Annotated in this window: 20 protein-coding genes; 17 read left to right on the plus strand and 3 right to left on the minus strand. The window is 50.2% G+C overall.

Annotated features, from left to right (window positions below; translation table 11 throughout):
- Window positions 1-59 precede the first annotated feature (59 nt).
- Together EFB08_RS20220 and tsaD are read right to left on the minus strand one after the other, a co-directional pair.
- Window positions 60-1,559: a M14 family metallopeptidase gene (locus tag EFB08_RS20220; protein WP_227006423.1), complete on the minus strand. Its 1,500-nt coding sequence runs from the start codon at window positions 1,557-1,559 to the stop codon at window positions 60-62.
- Between the two features lie 261 nt (window positions 1,560-1,820).
- Entirely contained in the window at window positions 1,821-2,825 is a 1,005-nt protein-coding gene (gene tsaD / locus EFB08_RS20225) for a tRNA (adenosine(37)-N6)-threonylcarbamoyltransferase complex transferase subunit TsaD (RefSeq protein ID WP_123128796.1), read from the minus strand.
- 96 nt (window positions 2,826-2,921) lie between these two features.
- Here tsaD and EFB08_RS20230 point away from each other — a divergent pair, with 96 nt between their 5' ends.
- The 10 genes from EFB08_RS20230 to EFB08_RS20275 all read left to right on the plus strand — a co-directional run bounded on the left by EFB08_RS20230 (window position 2,922) and on the right by EFB08_RS20275 (window position 15,059).
- A complete protein-coding gene (locus EFB08_RS20230; protein WP_125077818.1) occupies window positions 2,922-7,490 on the plus strand; it encodes a translocation/assembly module TamB domain-containing protein in 4,569 nt (1,522 codons plus the stop codon).
- A 199-nt stretch (window positions 7,491-7,689) separates the two neighbouring features.
- Window positions 7,690-8,589 (plus strand): cell division protein FtsX, encoded by a 900-nt coding sequence (locus EFB08_RS20235; RefSeq protein WP_123128798.1) that lies wholly within the window; start codon window positions 7,690-7,692, stop codon window positions 8,587-8,589.
- A gap of 14 nt (window positions 8,590-8,603) precedes the next feature.
- Window positions 8,604-8,825, plus strand: coding sequence for a DUF3098 domain-containing protein (locus EFB08_RS20240; protein WP_123128799.1), 222 nt, complete (start codon window positions 8,604-8,606; stop codon window positions 8,823-8,825).
- Window positions 8,826-9,668, plus strand: coding sequence for an undecaprenyl-diphosphate phosphatase (locus EFB08_RS20245; RefSeq protein ID WP_123128800.1), 843 nt, complete (start codon window positions 8,826-8,828; stop codon window positions 9,666-9,668). It begins immediately after the preceding gene.
- A complete protein-coding gene (gene truB / locus EFB08_RS20250) occupies window positions 9,668-10,378 on the plus strand; it encodes a tRNA pseudouridine(55) synthase TruB (RefSeq protein ID WP_123128801.1) in 711 nt (236 codons plus the stop codon). Before EFB08_RS20245 ends, truB begins: the two co-directional genes overlap by 1 nt.
- Entirely contained in the window at window positions 10,356-11,282 is a 927-nt protein-coding gene (locus EFB08_RS20255; RefSeq protein WP_123128802.1) for a bifunctional riboflavin kinase/FAD synthetase, read from the plus strand. The genes truB and EFB08_RS20255 overlap by 23 nt, the downstream gene beginning before the upstream one ends.
- 96 nt (window positions 11,283-11,378) lie before the next feature.
- Window positions 11,379-11,783 carry a hypothetical protein gene (locus EFB08_RS20260; RefSeq protein WP_123128803.1) on the plus strand — a complete coding sequence of 135 codons (405 nt, stop codon included), beginning with the start codon at window positions 11,379-11,381 and terminating at the stop codon, window positions 11,781-11,783.
- A gap of 105 nt (window positions 11,784-11,888) precedes the next feature.
- Window positions 11,889-12,590: a CoA transferase subunit A gene (locus EFB08_RS20265; protein WP_123128804.1), complete on the plus strand. Its 702-nt coding sequence runs from the start codon at window positions 11,889-11,891 to the stop codon at window positions 12,588-12,590.
- Window positions 12,591-12,613: 23 nt separating this feature from the next.
- The gene (locus EFB08_RS20270; protein ID WP_123128805.1) at window positions 12,614-13,270 is read left to right on the plus strand and encodes a CoA transferase subunit B; all 657 of its coding nucleotides are present in this window, start codon (window positions 12,614-12,616) and stop codon (window positions 13,268-13,270) included.
- Between the two features lie 235 nt (window positions 13,271-13,505).
- The gene (locus tag EFB08_RS20275; RefSeq protein WP_123128806.1) at window positions 13,506-15,059 is read left to right on the plus strand and encodes a bifunctional GNAT family N-acetyltransferase/carbon-nitrogen hydrolase family protein; all 1,554 of its coding nucleotides are present in this window, start codon (window positions 13,506-13,508) and stop codon (window positions 15,057-15,059) included.
- A gap of 103 nt (window positions 15,060-15,162) precedes the next feature.
- On the opposite strand, the gene EFB08_RS20280 is transcribed toward EFB08_RS20275, so the two are convergent.
- Window positions 15,163-16,074 (minus strand): chain length determinant protein, encoded by a 912-nt coding sequence (locus EFB08_RS20280; RefSeq protein WP_123128807.1) that lies wholly within the window; start codon window positions 16,072-16,074, stop codon window positions 15,163-15,165.
- Window positions 16,075-16,281: 207 nt separating this feature from the next.
- Here EFB08_RS20280 and EFB08_RS20285 point away from each other — a divergent pair, with 207 nt between their 5' ends.
- Genes EFB08_RS20285 through EFB08_RS20315 form a run of 7 tightly spaced genes read left to right on the plus strand, consistent with a single transcriptional unit; the run spans window position 16,282 to window position 24,370 of the window.
- Window positions 16,282-17,799 carry an oligosaccharide flippase family protein gene (locus EFB08_RS20285; RefSeq protein WP_123128808.1) on the plus strand — a complete coding sequence of 506 codons (1,518 nt, stop codon included), beginning with the start codon at window positions 16,282-16,284 and terminating at the stop codon, window positions 17,797-17,799.
- Window positions 17,792-18,928 (plus strand): glycosyltransferase family 4 protein, encoded by a 1,137-nt coding sequence (locus EFB08_RS20290; protein WP_123128809.1) that lies wholly within the window; start codon window positions 17,792-17,794, stop codon window positions 18,926-18,928. The genes EFB08_RS20285 and EFB08_RS20290 overlap by 8 nt, the downstream gene beginning before the upstream one ends.
- Window positions 18,929-20,047 (plus strand): non-hydrolyzing UDP-N-acetylglucosamine 2-epimerase, encoded by a 1,119-nt coding sequence (gene wecB, locus EFB08_RS20295; protein WP_123128810.1) that lies wholly within the window; start codon window positions 18,929-18,931, stop codon window positions 20,045-20,047.
- A 5-nt stretch (window positions 20,048-20,052) separates the two neighbouring features.
- Window positions 20,053-21,138 (plus strand): glycosyltransferase family protein, encoded by a 1,086-nt coding sequence (locus tag EFB08_RS20300; RefSeq protein WP_123128811.1) that lies wholly within the window; start codon window positions 20,053-20,055, stop codon window positions 21,136-21,138.
- Between the two features lie 14 nt (window positions 21,139-21,152).
- Window positions 21,153-22,094: a glycosyltransferase family 2 protein gene (locus EFB08_RS20305; RefSeq protein WP_123128812.1), complete on the plus strand. Its 942-nt coding sequence runs from the start codon at window positions 21,153-21,155 to the stop codon at window positions 22,092-22,094.
- Between the two features lie 18 nt (window positions 22,095-22,112).
- Window positions 22,113-23,084 (plus strand): glycosyltransferase family 2 protein, encoded by a 972-nt coding sequence (locus EFB08_RS20310; RefSeq protein WP_123128813.1) that lies wholly within the window; start codon window positions 22,113-22,115, stop codon window positions 23,082-23,084.
- Window positions 23,081-24,370, plus strand: coding sequence for an O-antigen ligase family protein (locus tag EFB08_RS20315; RefSeq protein WP_123128814.1), 1,290 nt, complete (start codon window positions 23,081-23,083; stop codon window positions 24,368-24,370). The genes EFB08_RS20310 and EFB08_RS20315 overlap by 4 nt, the downstream gene beginning before the upstream one ends.
- The last annotated feature ends 1 nt before the right edge of the window (window position 24,371 follow it).

Here is a 24,371-nt window from a genome sequence, read left to right on the forward strand (position 1 = left end):
TGGATTAAGAATAGTTTCGGGGCCATTTTCTTGAAAGCAGCCCCGAAACAGGGATTTTGCTACAAAACCAAGCCGTGGAATAAGGCGGGTTTCTCCTTGCTCAGATCATAGATGAACCCGTTCACGATGGCGTACCGCACTTGCCCGGCCTGGTCCTGCAACGTAAAGTTAGCTCCGCGGTCCAATGCCAGCCCATGGTTGACTCTGCCTGATGGCGCTACCACATTCAAAGGCAGGTCTACGGGATTATACTCAGTAGGCACATTCTCCAACTTCACGGTGGTGAACCCGCCGGAAAGCAGTTCCAGGGTGCGTTCTGGGGTGAGGTCCTGGGCGCTGGCCAGCGGGGTATCGTAGACTTTGCCGGGCACCAGGAAAAGGCCCTCTGCGTTGAGTTCCTCGTAGCCCGAGAACACGCTCATGTCGCCTATCTCTTCCACGGTGCTGCGGTGGTAAAAGCCTTGGGGGATTCTGGCGCTGCTGGTCTCGTTCCGTACGATGCCTACGTCCAGCAGGGTGTCGCGGCCTTGCGAGCGGTAGCGCACTTTCCGGAGGACCACGTCATACAGGTAGCGTTCGTTCTCAGGGATCTTGTAGTAATCTTTTACGTGATGCTTCTTATACCCTTCTTCCCCAATCAGTTGCAGGGCGGCCAAGATAGCGGCAAAATTCAACTGACGGATGTACTGCTTCTCAGGGTCGCCCTGATATCCCCCGGATTCGATGAGGATGAGGCTGGTGCCCCACTTCTGGATGTTATCGCCGAAAGCCCTGGGTTCGTGCTCGTCTGAGTACTTGGCCACCTGCCCCGGAATGAACTGCTGGATGCTTTCGTTCATGCCCACGATGGTCCGCATGGCCCTTTCCCGCACTTCATTCACGGTCTGTTTGTGGTTGAAGGCCGGAGCCAAAAAGGAAATGGTGGCAGGTTTACCGGTGGTCCCCACGGTGTAAAAGCGGCTCTGATCATGCAGATTGAACCCAAAATCAGGTTTGATGCTGTCACGGAGGCCTTTCAGGAGCTGAGCTTCGGGGCTCTGCAGACGAAGGGCATCACGGTTCAGGTCAATGTCCAGGGCGTTTCGGCGTCTGAACTGCTCAGCCCCATCTGGGTTGAGCATGGGAACGAAATAAAGGGTATTGTTCTTCAGTATTTCCTGCCGGATGGGGTCTAGGTCGTCTGAGGCTTGTAGGAAATTGAAGATGTCCAGCAAAGCCATGGTGGCGGTAGACTCATCGCCGTGCATCTGCGACCAGAGCATGACCTTGTTTTTGCCGGTGCCCGCTTTGATCAGGTAGATGTCCCGCTTCTCCACTGATTTGCCTACCACCTGCACCTGGAACAGGGAGTTTTGGCGAAGCTTTTCTAAAAGCGGTACCAAATCATTGTGCTTGAAGCGACGGTGCGTAATGCTGGCTTCTTTGAATCGGCCGTGTTGGTCAAAAACCTGCCGGGCCATGTCAGGGGCCGAAATACTTTGACCGGCCACAAAGCTGTTTTGGCTAAGGCCTCCCAGAAGTGTCATGAAAGTAGAAACGTAAATAAGGAATTTTCGCATGAACCACGGATTTTAAGTGGCGGCAACTTAGCCCATAGAACCCCAGAGAGTACTTTGAGGAAGAGCTAAGGCACTTCAGGCGGTCAATGTAAGGACGATTTCTTAGTTCCGGAAAGGTTTTCTCCTGAATTTGCCTCCCCTGGGGATCTGTTGAAGATTTGAGGCAAAGCGCACCCTCTACCCTGCAATTCAGTCAAGGTTTTCCAAGACGGTTGTTTTAGGGCTGATTTTCCTTAAACGACTCGAAAACAGCTTGCTGCTTTAGACCTTCAGGCGCGGGTCCGGGCTGGCGTATTGCGTAGTGAAATCTCCGGCCAGGTACTGAAAGTGGGCGGCCATAGCGATCATGGCGGCGTTGTCGGTGCAGTACTCAAAGGCGGGGATGTAGATGTTCCAGCCGTGTTTTTGGGCATATTCCTGCAAAGTGGCCCGTAAACCCGAGTTGGCCGATACTCCTCCGGCAATGGCAATTTCTTTTATCCCCAGGTCTTTGGCGGCCAATACCAATTTCTTCATCAGCGTCTGAATCAAAGCCCACTGTATACTGGCACAGATATCAGCGAGGTTGTTCTGCACGAAGTCAGCCTCGGCGGCGGAGTTCTTTTTCACGAAGTTGAGGATAGAGGTCTTAATCCCGCTGAAGGAGAAATCGTACCCATCCATGTTCACGATGGGGAACTGGAACCGGTTAGGATCTCCGGTAGCCGCCAGTTTGTCCAGCATAGGTCCGCCGGGATAAGGCAAGCCCAGCAGTTTTGCTGATTTATCAAAGGCCTCGCCTACGGCGTCATCGGTGGTCTGGCCCAAAACTTGCATATCTAAATGACTGCGCACTAACACGATCTGGGTATGGCCGCCGCTCACGGTAAGGCACAGAAACGGGAAATTAGGTTTGGGATCGTCAATGAAATGGGCCAGGATGTGGGCCTGCATGTGGTTCACTTCAATGAGGGGCAAATTCAGGCCCAACGCAAAGGATTTGGCGAAGGAACAGCCTACCAGTAAGGCTCCTAAAAGTCCGGGGCCGCGGGTAAAAGCCACCGCATCTAATTGGCTTTTTGCTATATTTGCTTTTTGCAGCGCCTGGGAAACCACGGGGATGATGTTTTGCTGATGCGCCCTGGAGGCTAACTCTGGCACCACGCCGCCGTATTGCTCATGGATTGCCTGCGTAGCTACAATGTTTGACAGTACCTGGCCGTTTTGAATGACAGAAGCGGAGGTTTCATCACAGGACGATTCAATTGCTAATAGTGTAGGGTTCATATTCCGTTGGAGACGCAAGACCAAGAAGAAACGCAAGAAAAAAAGAAAAACTATCCGCAAGTTATAGCAAAAGCTCTGTTAAAAATAATCCTGGGCGTGCTAATCGTGGTGGTTCTACTGGTGGGGGGGCTCGCCCTGGCTTTGCGTTTTCCTTCTGTTCAGACCAAAGTGGCCCGAAAAGCCGCCAGCGTCCTCTCTGAAACCATCCACCACCAGGTCACCATCGGGACAGTAGACGTCAGGTTTTTCAAGAGTGTGCTGCTAAACGAGGTGCGGGTGCTGGATCGCCAGAAAAAGACCCTTTTCTACGTGGGCCAAGCCGATGCCGACATTGGGTTCTTCCAACTGTTCAAATCGAATCCGCTGCACATCCCGTTGTTCGGGAAACGGGAAGTGGTGCTTCCCTGGGCTAAATTCCAACCCAACCGGCTCCACATCGCCTCCCTCACCCTCACCCGGCCCGAGGCCAACCTCATCAAATACGAAGGCACCGACACCCTGAACATGAGCACGTTCATTACGGCGCTTTCTAACCTGGTCACCAAAGACACCACCAAGGCTAAAACCCCTTTCGATTTCAAGATTGACGAGATAGTCCTGAAGGATGGGCTTTTCACCTACCATAACTTCAACATCCCCCGCACCGACTACGGCCTGGATTACCAGCACATGGATCTGGAGCGGATTAATGGCCGTTTTTCTGAAATCAGCCTCAAAGGAGACACCATCCAGACGGTGGTAACCAGCCTCACCACCATGGACCGAAGGTCTAAAACCTACCTCAAGGACCTGGACACCCGCATGACCTTCGCTCCTACCTTCTGGGAGTGGGCCAACCTGAATTTGCGCGTGAACAACAGTCACCTGGCCAGGTACGTGCGCTTTGATTACCGCATCTTCTGGAACTTTAAGGAGTTCAACGACAGCATGAACGTAACGGCCACATTTGACAGCACTTATGTCACCTCAGACGACATCGCGCTGTTTGCTCCCGTGCTCAAAGACGTGAACGAAAAGGTGCTGCTTTCCGGCAAGGTGAAGGGGAAAGTAAAGAACTTCCGGGCCGAGGGCATTGACGTACGCTATGGCCAATACACCCACATCAAAGGTGATATCTCGGCAGATGGTTTGCCCAACTTCAAGAACACTTTCGCAGATCTGAACCTGGAGCGAAGCACTATTAATGCCCGCGACATAAAGAAGTTCTTGCCCAAGAAAGCCTATGACATGGCAGCCCGAGCGGGAACGGTGACGCTTGAAGGCGAATTCACTGGGTTCTACAATGACTTTGTGGCGAACGGGGCGTTCCAAAGCGCCCTGGGTAATGTGGTTTCCGATATCAACCTCAAGTTCGATAAAAACAACATTGACCGTTCTGCTTACCGCGGCTACCTGAAAACCAACGGTTTTGATGTGGGTGGCCTTTTGGGTGATCGCAGCGTGCTCAAACGGGTGGCCATGGACGGAAGAGTGACCGGCAGCGGTTTCAGTCTGGCCTCGGCCCGCCTGAATGTGGATGCCACCATCAATGCCTTGAACCTGAACAACTACAACTTCCGGAACATTGTGGTGAACGCAGACCTGAGCCGGCAGACCTTCAACGGAGACCTCAGCATCAACGACCCTAACCTGAAAATGGCGGCCAGCGGCCAGATCAACCTGCAGAACAACCGCCAGGTGTTTGACCTCAAGACCAACATCAAAAGCGCCGATCTACGCGCCCTGGGCTTCACGGAGCAGGGAATTGTGCTTTCCACCAACGCCGATGTAGATTTCACGGGCATCAAGTTAGATGAGATTTACGGGCTGGCCAACTTCAAGAACACCAAACTCCTGTACGGCGGCAAGCAGGTGGGCATTGATTCGCTCACCATAGAATCGCATTTCCATGACGGCATACGCGAACTCCATGTGGGCTCTGAGGTGCTGGCCTTGAAGGCCGGAGGCAATTTCCTGTACTCCACCTTTTTCCGGGATCTGCAGACGCTGTACGAGGAATACCGCCTGAACTTGGAGAACAACCCGCTCAGGATTGAGAGCTACTACCGCCGGAAATCTCCGGTTCCGCCCGCGTCTTATGAGGTAAATCTGGACGTACACCTGCGGCACATCAATCCGGTGCTGCACGCCTTCGCCCCTGACCTTTCCATCTCTGATTTCTCTACCATGGAAGGCACTTTCCGGAACGGCCCTACTTCGGTACTAACCCTTATAAGCCAGATAGATACCATCCTTTACGGGAAGAATGAGTTTTACTCAAACAATCTCGAAATCACCTCCTCCAAACTCTGGAATACCCCAGACGTGCTGGCCAATGCCGTGGTCACCTCGGAGCGGCAAAAACTGGGCAATGCCGGCGACACCGAGAAGCTGTACGTGGAAGGGGTTTGGAGTGAGCGCCTCATCAGTTTCTCCAGCAACATCGCCCAGACGGGCACTACCAACCGGGCCAATATTTCGGGTAACGTTTCTTTTGAGCGCGACCAGATAGCGGTGGTTTTCAACCGGTCAAACATTAACGTGCTGGACAAAGTCTGGAACATCTCGCCAAACAACACCATCGTGTACAATGACGGCGCCATGCGGTTCGAGAACGTGACCTTGTCCAACGGGCCGCAGAGCGTGAACATTTTTGGAGTGCTTTCCAGAAATCCGCAGGATTTGTTGACCGTGAGTCTGGCCAACTTCCGCCTGGAGAACCTGAACCCGCTCCTCCCCGACAAAATTGACGGCCGCCTTAACGCCCAATTGCAACTTCGGGACCTGTACAACGAAATGCAGATGTCTTCCACCCTGGCCGTGGACACCTTCATGATCGGGAACCAACTGATTGGGAACGTAGCCGGCACCACCCAATGGGAAAGCCGCCTGCACCGCATGAACGTTGACCTGGGCATCAGCCGGGAAAACAAGAAAGTGCTGTCGCTTACGGGCACCTATACCCCTAGCGGCGGAAAAGAAGAACTGGATTTACTTGCCGTGCTGGACGATGCCCAGATGAAGCTGGTGGAGCCGGTGCTGAAAACCATTATGTCTGACCTGGGCGGCACTATGGATGGGCGCGTCCGCATCTCAGGGAAACTCTCGGGACCGGTCCTAAAAGGCTCGGTCATGGTGACAGAGGGTTCCTTTGTGTTCAACTACCTTAAAACCAAGTACACCTTCTCAGACCGGGTTTTCTTCACCGAGAATGACATCTCCTTCCAGAACGTGCGCATAAGGGACATCTACAACAACGTGGCGATCCTGAACGGGGGCATTTTCCACGATGGTTTTCAGAACATGGTGCTGGACCTCAGGGCCCGGTTCAATCGGTTCATGGTCCTGAACACCACCCGCGCCGACAACCCCTTGTATTACGGAACAGCCTTTGCCTCCGGCGAAGTCACCGCGCTGGGTTCTACCTCTAACCTGCAGGTTAACATCACCGCCCGAAGTGAGAACAACACCTCCATTGCCATTCCCCTGGACAACACCTCGTCGCTGGAAAGGCAGAATTTTATCTCGTTCGTGAACAACAACCCCGCCAAGCAGGACAGCGCCGGAACCGCCACCCCATTGATTAAGAAAGGCGTAGACCTGAGCGGCATCCGGCTGAACTTCAACCTGGACGTGGACGAGAATGCCTACATAGAATTGATTTTCGATGAACGCACCGGAGACATTATCCGAGGGAAAGGAAGGGGCAACATCCGGATGGAGATTGACACCCGCGGAGAGTTCGCCATGTACGGCAACTACGAGATTGTGCAGGGGCGCTACAATTTCACCATGCTGGGGCTTATAAACAAGGAATTCAACGTACGTCCGGGCGGCACTGTCACCTGGAACGGGAATCCGCTGGATGGGCTGTTGAAGATCACGGCCACCTACACCCAGCGGGTTTCACTTGCTCCAATTCTAGCCGATCTGAGTGAGCAGCAGCAACAATCGGCGGCGGCGCGGTCGCGGTACCCGGTAACGGCCGTGATGGACCTGGACGGGCCTTTGACCACTCCGCAGATCAGGCTCAACCTGGAGTTCAATGACACGCCCAGCCTTCTGGAAGACCAGATCACGCGTTACCTGAACAACATCCGGAACGATGAACAGGAACTGAACCGTCAGGTTTTCTCGCTTTTGGCCTTTAAACGCCTCTCGGCGCAGGATGAATTACAGGTTGGCTTGGGCGTAGGTGACCTGGGCAGCAGCGTGGGTGAGCTTTTCTCCAACCAGTTGAGTTACTGGCTCTCGCAGATTGACACCAATCTGGAAGTGGACATTGGGGTAAGCGGCTACGGAAACCAGGTGCTGGACGATGTGCAGCTGCGCTTAAGTTACACTTTCCTGGAAGGCCGCCTGAAAGTTACCCGTGAGGGCAGCGTGAACAACAACCGCTTGGGCAGCAACCGGTCCACCGCCGCCGGCGACTGGTCAGTGGAATATTACCTAAGCCAAAGCGGTCAGTTACGCCTAAGGGCCACCTATGAAACCACCCCGCGGGACTTCGAGGCGAATGCCACCGCCAGCCGCCAGACGGTGAGCGTCCTGCACCAGGCCAACTTTGATCGGTTCGGGGAGCTTTTCCGGCGCCGGAAACTAAGCAAACGAGCCCAGCGTGCCGCCGAACGCGAACGAATGATCCGCCTGGAAGACGATGCGCCTACTACCTTACAGGACCTCTAATCTTGTTTTAGGCCAGTTTTCAGGAAAACAGTTCCAAAGCACCTTTCGTAATTGTGGCCTTGAAGGCCGTGGAATAAACCAAACAGATGCCTAGCCCGTGGGCTTCTGTTTAGAGGCTGTTTTACAGAAATTAGGTTAAAAACACGGGTCCGGCCCTTCTTCTTCTAAATTATTACTATTTTTGCCGGCACACGTTTCTATGGCTGCTAAACCGCTCAAACATACCCGCAAGAAAAAGCTTGGCAATTACCCGCACACCATGGTGATCTTCAGTATCACGTTGGCGCTGTTTGTGATTGGTTCATTTGGGCTCCTGCTCATTCATGCTGGCAAGCTTTCTAACCTGGTGAAACAGAACATTGAGGTACAGGTTTACCTTGACCGCGATATGTCTCCTTTAGAAATCGATAAGCTGAAAAAGACGCTGGCTCGCAAGGAGTACATCGCCTACGATGAAAACAAACCCCAAGTCCTGTTCATGTCCAAAGAGCAAGGGGCCAAGGAATTCATTGACGAAAGCGGCGAGGACTTCCTGACGTTCCTGGGCGAGAACCCGCTCCGAGATGCCTTCATCCTGCGCATCAACCCAGATTTTGCCAACTCAGACCAGCTTAAAACCATCAAAGCCGACCTGCAGAACACCCTGGGTGTGTACGAGGTAGACTACGTAGAAAGCCTCATTGACTCCATCAACCATAACCTGCGCCGGTTGAGCATTGTGTTGCTTTCGTTTGCGGCCATTCTGGTGCTGGTGGTTATCATCCTCATCAACAACACCATCAAACTGGCCCTTTACTCTCAGCGGTTCCTCATCAGGAGCATGCAGTTAGTGGGAGCTACGTCGTTTTTCATTCAGCGGCCCTTTTTGAACCGGGCTACGTTCCAGGGTTTGGTGAGCGGGGCAATGGCCTCTATCCTGCTTTTTGGGCTGCTTCAGTACGCCTATCACGAGATCAGTGAATTGTACCTGCTCAGAGATGAGAAGCAGATGCTCATTTTGATGACTTCCCTGCTTTTATTGGGCGGGGTATTGGGCTTTTTTAGCTCTTACCGGGCAGTTAAGAAATACCTCCGGGCCTCATTAGACGATTTATATTAAAGACATTATCCTTTATGGAAAACAAAACCCCCACTTTCTTCTCGTTCGGGCGACGCAATTACCAGATCATGTTGTTTGGGTTACTGGTGATGGCTATCGGCTTCATTCTCATGGCCCTGGACACAGAACCTTATGGATATGGCTTTTTAGGGCTCACGCTAGGGCCTATTGTATTGGTCATTGGTTTCATCATTCAATTCTTCGCCATTCTGGCGAAACCCCGCAAAAACGTTTAAATGAGTATCTGGCAAGCCATCATCCTGGCCATAGTGGAAGGGTTGACGGAGTTTTTACCAGTATCATCTACTGGGCACATGGTGATCGCCTCCAGCCTGATGGGCATCAGCGCCTTTGAGTTTACCAAAATGTTCACGGTCTCTATTCAGTTCGGGGCTATTTTGTCGGTGGTGGTGCTGTATTGGAAGCGGTTTATCAATTCCTTTGATTTCTATAAAAAGCTGATGGTGGCGGTGGTTCCTGCCCTTGCCATTGGTTTCCTGCTGAAGGACCTGGTGTACTCCATGCTGGAACGCATTGAGATTGTCGCCATCAGTTTACTTCTTGGCGGTATTCTACTGATTTTTATCGACCGTTGGTTTAAGGTAAAAGAAAACCCGGTGACCACACCCAGCTTTCAAAACGCCTTTGTGATTGGCTTGTTCCAGTGCATTGCCATGATTCCAGGGGTTTCGCGTTCGGCTTCCTCTATCATTGGTGGCCTAACTCAGAACATGACCCGTAAATCTGCGGCGGAGTTCTCTTTCTTCATGGCTGTGCCCACCATGCTGGCCGCTACCGTTTACAGCGTCATCAAAGACCTGCTGCACCTGGAAATCTCTGACGTACTCAAGTTCAACTTACCCAAAATCCAGGCGGGCTTCCAATCCATTACTGCCCAGGAATGGCAGGTACTTCTGGTGGGGAACGTAGTAGCCTTTATCGTAGCCATGGCTGCCATTAAGTTCTTTGTGGACTTTTTAACCAAATACGGCTTCAAGCTGTTTGGCTATTATCGCATTGTAGTGGGGTTGGTGATTCTGTTATTACTTTCCATGGGAGTTGATTTACAATTGATCTGATGCAGGAAACTCCTTATGATTTTGAGGCAGGGGCCATTCTCCTGATGGACAAGCCCCTTACCTGGACCTCCTTTGATGTGGTCAAGAAAACCAAGTTCGCGCTCCGCATCAAGAAAATAGGCCATGCCGGTACCTTAGATCCTTTGGCCAGCGGACTTCTGATTCTGTGCACCGGTAAGTTCACCAAACGGATTGAAGAGATCCAGGCCCAGGAAAAAGAATACACGGGCACGTTTGTCTTGGGTCACACAACCCCTTCTTTCGACCTGGAAACCGAGATTGACAGCACCCAACCAACCGATCACCTCACCCCTGAGATGCTCCAAGAAGCGGCTGATTCCTTCCTGGGGGAAATTGATCAGACCCCGCCCATTTATTCAGCGGTGAAGGTGAACGGCGAAAGAGCCTACGCCCTGGCCCGCCGTGGCGAGGAGGCGGAAATCAAATCTAAGCGCATCACCATTAAACAGTTTGAGCTTACGGCTGTAGAAGGTAACCAGGTTCACTTCAAAGTAGTATGCTCCAAGGGAACCTATATCCGTAGCCTGGCCCGTGATTTCGGCCTGAAGTTGGGATGTGGGGCTTACCTTTCTAAACTGGTGCGCACCCGCATTGGGGAATACCGCCTAGAGGATGCCATGACTTTGGATCAATTACAGGAACTCCGCGAAAAACAATTGGCGCACCATGATCGTCATCCGGGAGCTTAGCCAATTTCCTTCCCTTTCGCATGCCGTGGTAACTTCCGGCACGTTTGATGGAGTCCATGTGGGCCACCAGAAAATCCTTTCCAGACTCATAGAAGCGGCTCGCCAGGACCACGGCCAGAGTGTGGTGATTTCCTACTGGCCTCATCCCCGCACCGTACTGCACCCTGAAGACGATTCACTGCGCCTGCTTTCCACCATTGAAGAACGGATTGAGGCCCTCCGGGCTTTTGGGGTTGACTACCTGTTGCTTCTTCCGTTTACCAGGGAATTTGCTCAATTCTCGTCTGAAGAGTACATCCAGCAGATTTTGATCGAAGCCATCCAGACCAAAAAACTGGTGATCGGGTATGACCATCGGTTCGGGAAAAACCGTGAGGGAGGCTTTGATTACCTGCAAAAGAATTCCTCCCGCTATGGCTTTACCGTGGAAGAGATTCCGCGTCAGGACATTGACGCAGTGGGAGTGAGTTCCAGCAAAATCAGAACTGCCCTTGAACACGGCGATGTGGCAACCGCAGCCCGCTATCTGGCCAGACCTTACTCGCTCACCGGAACCGTAGTGAAAGGCAAACAACTGGGTCGTACCTTAGGCTATCCTACTGCCAACGTAGAACCCCAGGAAAAACTGAAGTTGGTACCGGCCCAGGGCATTTACGCCGTTCAGGTTAAAACTGCTTCCGGTACCTTCAAGGGCATGCTGAGCATCGGCACCAATCCTACCGTGCAGGGCACTCGCCAAACCATTGAGGTTAATCTCTTTGATTTCTCCGGTGACCTGTACGACCAAGAAATCACCCTTTTTTTTATCTCCTACCTCCGACCGGAACAAATGTTCGATGGGTTGGAAGCGCTTACCCAGCAACTCCACTTGGACAAGGTCGCCGCCTTACAGGTGTTAGGATAAATCAGGTAAATCCGTAACTTCACCTCGGGCTTTCACGAAAAAGACAGTAGGGAAGCAAGCCTGCCATTGGTTTGTCATCTAATACAAGACTGTGCTATGTTCAGAAGCATTCTGGCGGTTTTAGGCGGAATCGCCATTGGCGTATTTACCATTAGCCTGGTGGAATACATGAGCCATCAGCTCTATCCCCTGCTGGTGACCGGGAACCCGGCAAACCCCGATGTTGTGGCGGCTACTTTGAACAACGCGCCCACAGGGGCCTTGCTGATGGTTCTGCTGGGGTATGCCCTGGGTTCTTTCTTCGGGGGCATGGTAGCAGGCAGGGTGGCCCATTTCAGACGGATTCTACATGCGGTTTTAGTAGGTGGATTTTTGCTAGCTGCTGGAATTGCTAACCTATACGCCTTCTCGCACCCGCTTTGGTTTACGGTCGTCTCGCTGATCATTTATATACCTATGGCTTACTTTGGAGGCATAATGTCGGTGCGGCGAATTCCCTAAATCTGTTCTATTTCAAGCCTAGCTTTAGGAAAATGGCCTAAAAACCCAATCCCAGTTCATTTAACCAAATTATCGATCCATACACTCCACGTACTTTCTACTTCTATGATAAACAAAGTGGTACCAGATGCTGCCTCCGCGTGTCAGGATATTCCCGATGGCGCTACCCTCATGCTGGGAGGTTTCGGCTTATGCGGGATTCCGGAAAATTCCATTCAGGAGATTTTACGCCGGGGCATCAAAGGCCTTACCTGTATTTCCAACAACGCCGGCGTAGACGATTTTGGCATCGGGCTGCTGTTACAGCGGCGGCAGGTTAAAAAAATGATCTCCAGCTACGTGGGCGAAAACGCCGAGTTTGAACGCCAACTGCTTTCCGGCGAACTAGAGGTTGAATTGATTCCACAAGGAACGCTGGCCGAGCGCATTAGGGCAGGTGGGGCAGGCATTCCCGCGTTTTTCACCCCGGCCGGCTACGGCACTGAAGTAGGTGAAGGAAAAGAAAGCCGCGAGTTTGACGGAAAGATGTACCTCATGGAAACCTGGCTCAAAGCCGATTTTGCTCTGGTGAAAGCCTGGAAAGGCGACACGGCCGGAAACCTCATCTTCAAAGGAACCGCCCGCAACTTCAACCCCATGATGGCCACTGCCGGCAAGATCACCATCGCCGAGGTGGAGGAACTGGTACCCGTGGGCGAACTGGATCCTAACATGATCCATACCCCCGGCATCTACGTCCAGCGCATTTTCCAGGGCAAAAACTACGAAAAACGCATTGAACAGAGAACCGTTCGGGCTTCTTCCTAATTCACCTCACAAAAAAGAAAATAATGGCTTTAGATAAACACGGCATTGCCAAGAGAATAGCGCAGGAACTGCAGGAAGGATACTATGTGAACTTAGGCATCGGGATTCCTACCCTGGTGGCCAATTACATTCCCGAGGGGATGAACGTGGTGCTTCAGAGCGAGAACGGATTGCTGGGCATGGGACCCTTCCCCACCGAAGACGAAGTGGACCCTGACATGATCAACGCCGGGAAACAAACCGTCACCACCTTACCCGGCTCCGCCCTATTCAGCTCCGCGGAAAGCTTTGGCATGATCCGGGGTGAGCACGTGCAGCTAACGGTGCTTGGGGCCATGGAAGTATCGGAGCGCGGCGACATTGCCAACTGGAAAATTCCGGGTAAAATGGTAAAAGGCATGGGCGGAGCGATGGACTTGGTGGCCTCTGCCAAGAACATCATCGTGGCCATGCAGCATACCTCCAAAGACGGTCAATCCAAACTTCTGAAAAACTGCAGCCTTCCTATTACCGGCCTAAAATGCGTGAAGAAGATTGTCACCGATCTGGCGGTGCTGGAAGTTACCGTGAATGGTTTCAAGTTGCTGGAACGGGCCCCGGGCGTAACTGTGGAGCAGATTCAAGCTGCCACCGAGGGAAAATTAACCATAGAAGGTGAAATCCCTGAAATTAATGTGTGACGTTTGGTGTTAAGAAAAGGCAAAAAGCCAATAATCAAGTTTGTGTTTTGCTTTTTAAGCCCGCTTTAGATAAAAAAAGGCAAAACCCGTATACCTTCAACTTAACCGAGCACCTTACCAGTTGTAACCCTGTCAGATTGCTTTTCTCGCTGTTAATCCATTAGAAATAGAAGGACATCGTCTTCTAATTTCGGACCAAGAGGATGGAAAGCAATTCAGATGAATCCGAATCAAAATGAGTGAAAATACCGAACATAAGTTAATCCTTCGTCAGCTTACCACCTCAGACTACAAGGAAGTAAAACAAATCATGGAGCTGGTGTACACCACCATTGGAGGCTCCTGGACCCAGAAAGAATTCTCGTCCCTGCTCAAACGTTTCCCCGAAGGCCAGCTCTGTATTGAGGACAAAGGCCGGGTGGTGGCCGCGGCCCTCAGCATCATTGTCAATTACCCTGAGTACGGCGACAAGCACACCTACGAACAAATAACCGGCGGAGGTAAATTCGACACCCACGACAATGATGGCGATACCCTCTACGGCGTAGACGTGTTTGTACACCCAGAATACCGCAACCTACGTCTGGGCCGTCGTCTGTACGATGCCCGGAAAGAGCTTTGCGAAAACCTTAACCTGCGGGGCATTATCCTGGGGGGCCGTATTCCTGGCTACAAAGAGCATTCAGACAAGATGACGCCCGGCAAGTACATTGAGCAGGTCCGTAACAAGGAGATCTATGATCCTATCCTTACCTTCCAGCTCAGCAACGGCTTCCACGTCCGGAAAATCATTAGAGGGTACATGCCCCAGGACAAGGAATCAAAGGCCTATGCCTCTTTGCTGGAGTGGATCAACGTCTACTATGAGGAAAAGGAAACCCTGGTGGGTGGTACTAAGCGCGTTGTCCGGATTGGGGTAATCCAGTGGCAGATGCGCCAGATGACCTCCCTGGAGGATTTTGAGCAGCAGGTGGAGTTCTTCGTGGATACCGTGAGTTCCTACAAAGCGGACTTAGTGATGTTCCCCGAGTTCTTCAATGCGCCCCTCATGGCCCTTTCCGATGAGAAATCGCCCTCGGCGGCCATCCGGAAACTAGCGGAATATACAGATGGTATCCGGGAGCGGCTTATTCACCTGGCGCTGTCTTACAACATCAACATCATCGCGGGCAGCATGCCGGAGTATATTGAGAACAAGCTGCACAACGTGAGCTACCTCTGCCGCCGCGACGGAACGTATGACAAACAGTACAAGCTGCACGTAACCCCCGATGAATCTCAGTATTGGGGGATGCGCGGAGGAAACAAGCTGAGCATTTTTGACACCGATTTCGGGAAAGTGGGTCTTTTGATCTGTTACGATGTGGAGTTCCCGGAACTGGCTCGGATGCTGTCTGACCAGGACATGAAAATCCTCTTCGTTCCGTACCAGACCGATACCAAAAACGCTTACCTGCGGGTACGCCATTGCGCCCAGGCCCGGGCCATTGAAAACGAGTGCTACGTGGCCATCACGGGCAGCGTAGGGAACTTGCCAAGGGTAGAGAACATGGACATCCAGTACTCCCAATCGGCGGTATTCTCGCCTTCAGACGTGGCTTTCCCCCACGATGCCATCATCGCGGAGGCTACTCCTAATACCGAGATGACCCTCATTGCCGACCTGGACCTGGACTTGCTCAAAGACCTGAACACCACCGGTAGCGTTAGAAACCTGAGAGACCGCCGTAAAGATCTGTACAACCTGAGCTGGCTGCATCAGAAAGAAGATGATTTAACCGAGATTTAAATAAAACAGCCCTAAAACAGAAAAGCCGGTTTATACCGGCTTTTCTGTTTTAGGGCTGTTTTGCCAAAAAAGCTTTGTTTTGCCTGTATTAAGCTACAAGGGTTTATAATTGGGCGAGCCTTCTTTTCCGTTGCCTTAGTTTGTACTCATACCAGAGCACCAGGATAAAAGCGCCCACAAAACCCAGAACGGCACCCAGGGCCAGGTGAATTTTCACTTTGGGACCAGTTGGATGAATCAAAGGGGCAAACCCAACCACTACCTGTATTGTCTCCATTTTACGGAGCTGAGACTCCAGATAAGCCTGCTTTTCAAAGAGTTCGGCGCTTTGCTTGTAGAGTTCGGTAGGGTCTAAAGGCTCGCCGTAAACAAATCCGTTTGCGGGTCCCCTTAGGGAAACAGCCGTCCGTTTGATGCTGTCAATGGAGGCAATGTCAATCCGAAGCTTTTCGATCATACTCCTGATCTGCTCTTTCTTTGCCTGCGTGCTTTTGGTGAAGAACGGATTGCTGTCCAGGTAACTGACAATGGCTTTTTGAAAGGGCGGGAAGTACGTTTTGTCGTACAGTTCTACGTCTAACCGGAACGGAGCCCCGGTCATGATACTGTCTTCGGCAACCCGGTTGTGGTCTATGTTCACGTACCGGATGCTTTTCACTTTAGACGCATCTTCCGGGCTTATTTTCAGGTCAGTGGCTACCTGGTCAACGTTGCCATCAAGGATCAGGACGGCTAATCGGTTTACCTGGTCTTCAAAAAACTCGTTTCTGATCTCGGCCGGGGCTAAAGTCAGGAAAGATTTGTAAAAAGGACGCTTTAGAAAGAAGTCTACATATCCAAGCCCAATCCCCAGCAAGGTGATTAAAAGGAAAAGGGGCCACCTCCGGAGAACCAGTAGAAAAGCACTCTTGATAAGATGAAATACCTTCTTAAGGAAAGATCCAATCTTATCAAATACCACCCTTAGGTCTATTTCATCTGCCGATCTTTCTTCCCGGGGGGATATTCTGTTCATGGTACCTTTTTTTGTGCTAAAGCTTCCAAAAATATAAAAACTTTATAAAATCTGGCAGAAAAGCTTTTAAGCTTAATCTCTATCTTTGGTCATTTCAGGAAAGTTGAGACACTTTTGTTTCTTACCTTTTAGCCCCTGCTTCATGGATTGCCCGATCAAATAACCCGGTTTTTAACCCGTTCTTCCCTTACCACTTTCAGCTGCTTAATGATATTTGATCTTAAAAGGAAACTAAGCTCCCTCCTCTTCACTAACAGCCTGCTGGGAAGGTTCAACAAAGGTGCCTTCTGGATTCTGGTAAGCACCGTTGGCTTGCAGGGCTCCAACCTGCTGGTAACCATTTTCCTAGCCCGCTTTTTTGGGCAGACGGGTTATGGTGAGATCAGTTTAACGGTGAGTACGTTTGCGTTGGTGGGCGAAATAGCAGGGCTTGGTTTCGGGCTAACCACAACCAAATACATCGCCGAATACCGGCAGAAGGAATTTAATAAAGTCAATCACATCCTGGGCTTAACCCTAGGGTTTTCCCTTTTGCTGGGTCTTGTTTTTTCCCTTATTTTGCTTTTTTGGCCCCAAATCATCACGGTACCGTTTATCAAGGCACCCGAGCTGAATACGCTTTTCAGAATTGGGGCTTTCCAGATTTTTTTCAACGCGGTGTCCGGGGTTATCCTGGGTGTTCTCTCGGGCTTGGAGGCCTTTCCCAGCATTGGAATAAGCAACCTGATCAGGGGCGGGTTGTACGTCTTTTCGGCGGTGATAGGCTCCTTTTTCTTCGGGGCACCGGGAGCGGTCATGGCTACCACCGTATCGGCGGGTGTGGGGGTCTTGGTGGCGTTTCTGTTCCTGAGGAAAAGGCTTCAGGTATTGGGGCTGGCTATCAAATTCAAAGGCGCCCTGCAGGAGGCATCCATCCTGTCTTCCTTCGCTCTTCCGGCCCTGTTAAGCAATTTGTCGGTGATTGCGGCCGTTTGGGTTACGAACATTCTCCTGGTGAACCAAGCCTCTGGGTTCTCGGAATTAGGTCAATTGAACGTTGCCAACCAATGGAAGAACCTGCTCATGCTCATGCCTAACATTATTGCGCAGGTCCTGCTTCCGCTCCTTTCCTCGGAACTCGCCTTAAATGAAAACAGCTCTTCCAACAAGATGCTGGGCATGTTCCAGAGTATTACCGCCCTGGTCATTTTTCCGGTGGGAACCTTGTTTATGTTCTTTGCCGAGGGGGTGCTTTTCATCTATGGGCAGGAATTCAAGAACAGCCAGGAGGTTCTGATCGGCTCGGTTTGGAGTGTGATGGTGGCGAGCGCGGGCAGTGTGCTAGGGGCCTATGTTCAATCGACGGGTAAAATGTGGATCGGGTTTACCACCAATATCACGTATGGGGTACTTCTGGTTTTGCTTACCTACCTCTTTGCCGGAGCCTATGGAGCCAATGCCGTGGCTTTCGGGAGCGGGTTGGCTTATGTTTTCATCAACGGGTTAAGTCTTTTCTTGCTCCGGAACCACGTTTCACGCCAGTTGGTAAAACAAATCCTTTTGGCTTTGGTGCTCAGTGTTCTTCTGGTGATTTTCTGCCTTTCAGTAGACCCTGCTTACCGGTTTTTCTTCGGCCTGGTGGCCCTTGTCTTAGTGGAGCTATTCCTCTTCAAGGCCGTCATCAGTACCGAGGTGAGACAAGGTGTTTTTAGGTTGTTTTCCAAATTCGTGCTCAAAAATGGCTAAACCTGCCGCGCCGCGTATCAAAGTAGGAATCTTCACCTATGCCATGCACGGCGGCGGAATGGAGATGGCGCTGCTCAGGTTGGGAAAGTACCTGCAGGAAAGCGGAATGGACGTAGAAATCACCACCTTATCAGAGAAAGGCGCCTGGTTTCCTAAAATTGCCGAGGCCGGTTTGTCTGGGTTCTTTCTTTCCCATCAAGGGCTGGAAACCACTTTCAAAAGGGGAATTCACTACCTCAAGACTTTGAACTACATCCTCGGTAAAAGGTATGATATCGTCTTCCTGAACCATACTCGTTATGCGCACCGGGCAGTTCCCTTTCTGAAATTATTCACCAAAACGAAAGCCGTCGCCGTCCTCCACAACACCGATCCCTCCATTTTCGAGATTGGTTTGATCCATGCCTCTTTTCTGGATAGTGCTGTGGCGGTGGGCCCATTGGTTCAGAGCTTAGCGGAACAAAGAAACCCCAAATGCCCCGTTATCCAGATCAGGAATGGGGTGGATACTCCTGAAACCTTGGGTTTGGTGTCAGAGGAGCCTTTTCCACGGTTCACCCTGGTGTTTGTGGGGAGGTTGGAGCATGCCCAGAAAGGCGTCCTTTTTCTGCCCGATATTGTGAAAGGATGCCAAAATCAAGGGCTGGAACTTCAACTGATCATAGCAGGTACGGGCGAGGACGAACCAGAACTGAGAAGGCTTGTTTCAGAAAAAGGCCTTGAAAAAGAGATCCAGTTTGTAGGCCCGCTGGAAACCAAAGAAGTCTACCGACTGCTGCTAAAGTCTCACCTCATGCTCATGCCTTCTTATTTCGAGGGGTTTAGCGTGGTTCTTTTAGAGGCGCAGATGTGCGGATGCCTGCCCCTGGTCACCAGACTGGAAGAGATCACCACACCGGTGGTCCAAGATGGTGAGACCGGCTTTCTGATTGATGGCAATGATAATATAGATATGTTTGTGGAGAAAATAACCTACCTCTACACCCATCGGCAGAGATTGGAGGAGATGAAGGCCGCCTCCATGCGCCTCGCCTCACAAAATTACTCGGTTCAGGCCATGGGGGAAAGGTACCATGATTTGATCTTTGCTTTAGTTAAGGGTGACGGGCAAATACAGGAAACGAAATAAATGAAGAAGATACTGTTTGTTTTCGGGACCAGGCCAGAGGCGATTAAAATGGCTCCCCTGATTAAAGAATTCAGCCTTTTCCCTGGTTTATACCAGACTGTAACCTGTATCACGGGACAGCACCGCCAGATGCTGGATCAAGTCCTGGAGTTCTTCTCCATCACCCCGGATTATGACATGAACCTCATGCGAGCCGACCAAAGCCTGTTTGACATTACCTCTAACGGACTGAAAGCCCTGGAAGCGGTGCTGGAGGATTGCGCCCCTTCCCTGGTCTTCGTTCAAGGCGATACCACCACCGCGTTTATTGGGGCTCTGGCGTGCTATTACAAAAAAATCAAAGTAGCTCACTTAGAGGCCGGCTTAAGGAGCGGAAACCGCCTCTCCCCTTTTCCCGAGGAAGGAAACCGCCTGATGATTGGTCACCTCGCTGATTTTCATTTTCCGCCTACCTCCACGGCCCAACAGAACCTTGCCAGGGAAAACATCCGGCAAAATGTCTTTGTGGTAGGTAATACCGTTATAGATGCGCTTCATTTGGGACTACAGATCATCCAGGAAAAGGAAGAACCTTACAGGGCCTACTTCCAACAGCTTGATCTAAGTAAGAAAATCATTTTGGTTACCGGCCACCGCAGAGAGAGTTTCGGGGAGCCCTTTGAGAACATCTGCTCAGCCATAAAGGAGATTGCCCAGACCTTTGAGGAAGTGGAGATCGTGTACCCCGTCCACCTGAACCCCAACGTTCAGGAGGTGGTGAACCGACAGCTGAACGGCTACGCTAACATTCACCTTTTAGCTCCGCTGGAGTACCCGCACCTGCTTTGGTTGATGTCGAAATGCTATCTGGTATTAACAGATTCAGGGGGAATCCAGGAAGAGGCGCCCTCTCTGGGGAAACCCGTTTTGGTAATGCGCGACATTACCGAACGGATGGAAGGCATTGAGGCAGGAACCGCTGTTTTGGTAGGAACTCACAAAGCTACCATCGTTCAGAAGATTACTGACCTATTAACGGATGAGCCCCTGTACCAATCCATGGCTACCGCGGTGAACCCGTATGGCGATGGCACTACTTCTAAACAAATTGTCTCGTTGTTTCAAGACCTGCCCTTGTAACTTGTATGCCCAAAAACCTGGTTTTTGTAGCCCCGTATCCCACTCCTGCCACCCTTGGCGAGGGGATGATGCAACGCGTGAAGCATATTGATGACTGTTTCCTGAAGCATAGACGAACCTATTTAAACATCAGGTTGTTGCGGGCTTTTAGGAAAACTGAGTTGAAACAAGGCATGCTCTGCGTTTTGACGCTGAACCTCTTTGTCCACTTCCCGCTTATTCTGCAAACATTCAAATCAGCTGATCTCATCTACATTCATTCTGTTTTTAATGCCCTACCTGCCCTGCCTTTTTTAAAGCTTCTTCACAAGAAGACCAAAGTTGTGCTAGATGTGCACGGGGTGGTGCCAGAGGAACTGGAATTCTCCGGAGAGCAGAAAAAGAAAGCCCTATTTACCTGGGTAGAGAAAGAAGCGGTGCAGTACATAGATGCCTTTATCTATGTGACTTTTAAAATGAAGGCCTACTTCCTGCAAAAGTTTCCTGCACTCAACAACAAAGAACACTTGGTCTACCAAATCAAACCAAACATCTTGGCAGCAACTGAAAAAGAAACCCAGGAAAAGATCAAAACAGAACTGGGTTTGTCTGACACCGATGTGGTCTTCATATACAGCGGCTCTGCCCAAAAATGGCAGAACGTGAATGTCATGTTCCGGTGTATTCAGGGCCTGAACAACCCCGAATATAAGTTCATTATTTTGAGCGGAGATGTAGAAGACGTGAAAGCGGTAGCTCAGCAGGTAGGCTGCCCCGCCTCTAAACTCATCTTTAGGAGTGTTGCCCCCTCCATGCTAGGCTATTATTATGCTTTGGCGGATTATGGTTTCATTCTTAGAGACGATCATATACTTAACCGGGTTGCTAGCCCCACCAAACTCATGGAGTATCTTTATTATGGGATTACCCCAATTGTAATGCTCCAGGACATTGGCGATTTTAACGACCTTGGGTATGAATACCTGGAGTACACCAACTTGCATGAAAATTTGCCAAAGAGGAAAAGCCGCCAGAACATAGAATTGGTTTCAAGGCTTCTGCAGGAACCAATGAAAATAGAAGAGGTTCTTCTAGGTAAAGTAACAGCGTAACAGCCTTAAGCTCTATGAAGCAACCTCTTATCTCTGTGGTTCTGGCTACTTACAACGGTGAAAAGTACATCAGGGAACAGCTGGATTCTGTCTTCGGCCAAACGTACCAGAACTTGGAGGTGCTCGTTTTTGACGATGGCTCCTCTGACGCAACCCTGGACATCCTTCAGGACATTGCACGCCACCAAAAGAAACTCAAGGTTCACACGAACAGCCAGAAGGTAGGGGTTGTCCGGAATTTTTCTCGGGCCATAGAAGCTGCCACTGGAGAATACATCGGCTTATGCGATCAGGACGATGTGTGGCTGCCTGAGAAACTTTATAAGAGTTTGGAATGCATTCAGGAAATGGAGGAACAAACTTCTAAAGAGACCCCGTGTCTGGTCTTTACCGATCTTAAAGTAGTAGACAAGCACCTCCGCCTTTTGGATGATTCGTATTGGCACTACATGGGCCTGAACCCCGGTAATCATCAGTTTCACAGGGCTTTGGTGGAGAATGTAGCTACCGGCTGCACCATTTTATGTAACAGAGCCACCAGGAACCTAGCCGTGCCCATTCCTAAAGGAGCTCTTATGCATGATGTTTGGCTGCTGTTAACGGCAAGTTATTTGGGAGAGGTGCGTTTCCTCCCAGAGCCAACGGTATTATACAGACAGCATTCCCAAAATGCGGTTGGGGCAAGCAGAAAGGGATTCCTTCAAAATCTGTATATAGTTCTTGAAAAAGCTATGGCTAACAACCTTTCCCTTTTATCAGGGGAAATAAATCAAGCGCAGCTTTTTTATGACCACCACCAGAATTGGTTAACCCAGTTTCCTGCAAAACTCAAGCTATTAGAAGCATTTATCTCCTTAAAAAAGAAAGGGGTATTGGAAAGAAAATACCAGATGGTGAAACATGGCTTCTTCAGATCTTCTTTGAAGCATACCATCAGTTTGCTTTTAAGAGCCTAACCTTTCCTCACGGCAGAAATGGAGCAGAATCAACCCAAAGTATATATTATTGTTCTCAACTATGTCAGTTGGCAGGATACAATTGAATGCTTGGAAAGCCTTCTGAACCTGACATATCAGAACAAAGAAATCATTGTCGTTGACAACAACTCGCCCAATGATTCCTTCTTTCATTTGACAAAATGGGCTGAAAACCATCTCCCCACTTTTCTTTCTTTGGAAGAGAAAGAAGTTCCTACCCACCCTGTTCCTGATGATTTTGGTGTAGTTTTCTTAAAAGCGGCCAAAAACGCCGGATTCGCTGCCGGAAATAACCTGGGCATTAGGTTCGCTCTTCAGATAAACGATGCGGCTTACTTGTGGCTTTTGAACAATGACACCACGGTAGACTCCAACTCCCTGCGTGAACTGGTAAACCGGGCCGAGAACGAGGGCAAACAGGAACCACCGGTTGGCATTTGGGGCTCCAAGTTGCTGTACTACCACCAGCCCTCTCTGGTGCAGGGCGTGGGCGGAAAGCTCAACTTACGTACCTTCACTACCAGCCACCTGCACGAAGGGGAACCAGACTCAGAATTCCTCAACGTGGCTTCGGTAACGCTGGATTATGTGATGGGGGCTTCCCTCTTTGTCAGCCGAAAGTTCCTTTCAGAGGTTGGCCTTTTAAGCGAAGATTACTTTCTTTACTTTGAAGAGCTAGACTGGGCTAAAAGGGCCCAAAACGCAGGTTTTGCTTTAGGTTATGTTTGGTCCAGCAGGGTCTATCACAAAGAAGGTACAACTATTGGGTCCAGTTCATCGGGTACAGAGAAAAGCGATCTGGCAGATTACCACGGAATTAGGAGTAAGATTATCTTCTTCAAAAAGTTTTACCCAGAAAAGGCTTTTCAGTTGTATGCCCTTCTGATGGCCTCGGCTTTGCTGCGTGTTTCCAGATTACAATTCAAACGAGCCCTCACGGTTTTCAAACAGATTGCCCAATTTAAATGAACCATCCGGCCCCAACCCAAATTTCATTTTCCTACGCCTTGCTGGGGGCCATTTTAGTGACGCTTCTTTTGGGAGGGTTCATCACTAATTTCCTTTCCTTCACTGAGCTAAACATGGGCACCATGGTGATTGATTTCCTCATTGGTGTCCTTTTGATGCACACAGTGGTGGTGGTTTTATCATTTTACTACTCTGGCAAAAAGGTAAGTCTTGACTATTTTGCTTTTGCCGCGTTCTGGTGCCTTTTGCTTCTGATCACCATCCTGAAGCTAAGTTTTATAGACACCAATCCCCTCAGGGAAAAAGTCTTGGGCCTCAGGAATACTATTTTCTACGCCTCCCCGCTTATTTATTTTCCGCTTCTTTTAAGGAAAAGTAGACATATAGACCACAGTTTGGCTTCCATTGTGGTCATAGGCGTTCTTCTTTGCCTGTATGCCATTTTCCAGTTTAAATTTTCCTCCTACCTGCCCTTGTCTTTTCTGGCTTTAAGAGGGGAAGGCACGTTCCAGTTTTACGACGAGGAAATTGTACGCCCCACCGCTTTATTGGGGAATACCATCATTTTTGCCAGCTTCACCATTACCCTATTTTCCATTCTTTTAAGCAAATATGTTACGACCAAAAAGAAGGTCTATTTATTCTATATAGCCATTATTATTACTGCTAATATTTTTACTTATACCCGGGCGGCCCTGGTTGGATTGCTCCTTTCCAGTGGCACCATCTTCTTCTTGCATTATGGCAGATTCACGCTCAATTTCGTTCTTAAATTCCTGGCAGGCTGTTTTCTGGTGATTATTTCCATCCTGATAGTTGGGTACTTTAACAAAGACAGTTTCATCGTGAAAAGGGTAACGGGCCAGGAAGCAAGCACCATTTCCTCTACCACTGAGCATTATAATCAGATTGACAACGCCATTGAATATTTAAAACAGAATTACCTTTTGGGGGCCGGAACCGGAACCCAGGGCCCCAGCAGTGACACCACCCGTATGATTATCACCGACGGGTATTGGTTTCAATTGTTTCTGGAGAACGGAGTCTTTCTAGGGCTTTTCCACCTCTCTTTGTACCTGCTTTGTTTCTACTATGCCCTACAGACTTTCTTCCATTCCGATGACCGTTTATTGCGGCAACTTTGCCTGGCGTTTCTGGGAGCAAGCATGTATTTCTTTGCGGGAAGTTTCATCAACTCAGCCCTTATCGGTCGGATCAACTACATCTTGTATTGGGTGCTATTTAGTTTGTTGCTGGCCCAACGTCTGATAATCAATAAAAGATAAC

It is taken from the genome of Rufibacter latericius (genome assembly GCF_003721515.1).
GTDB classification, from domain to species: domain Bacteria; phylum Bacteroidota; class Bacteroidia; order Cytophagales; family Hymenobacteraceae; genus Nibribacter; species Nibribacter latericius.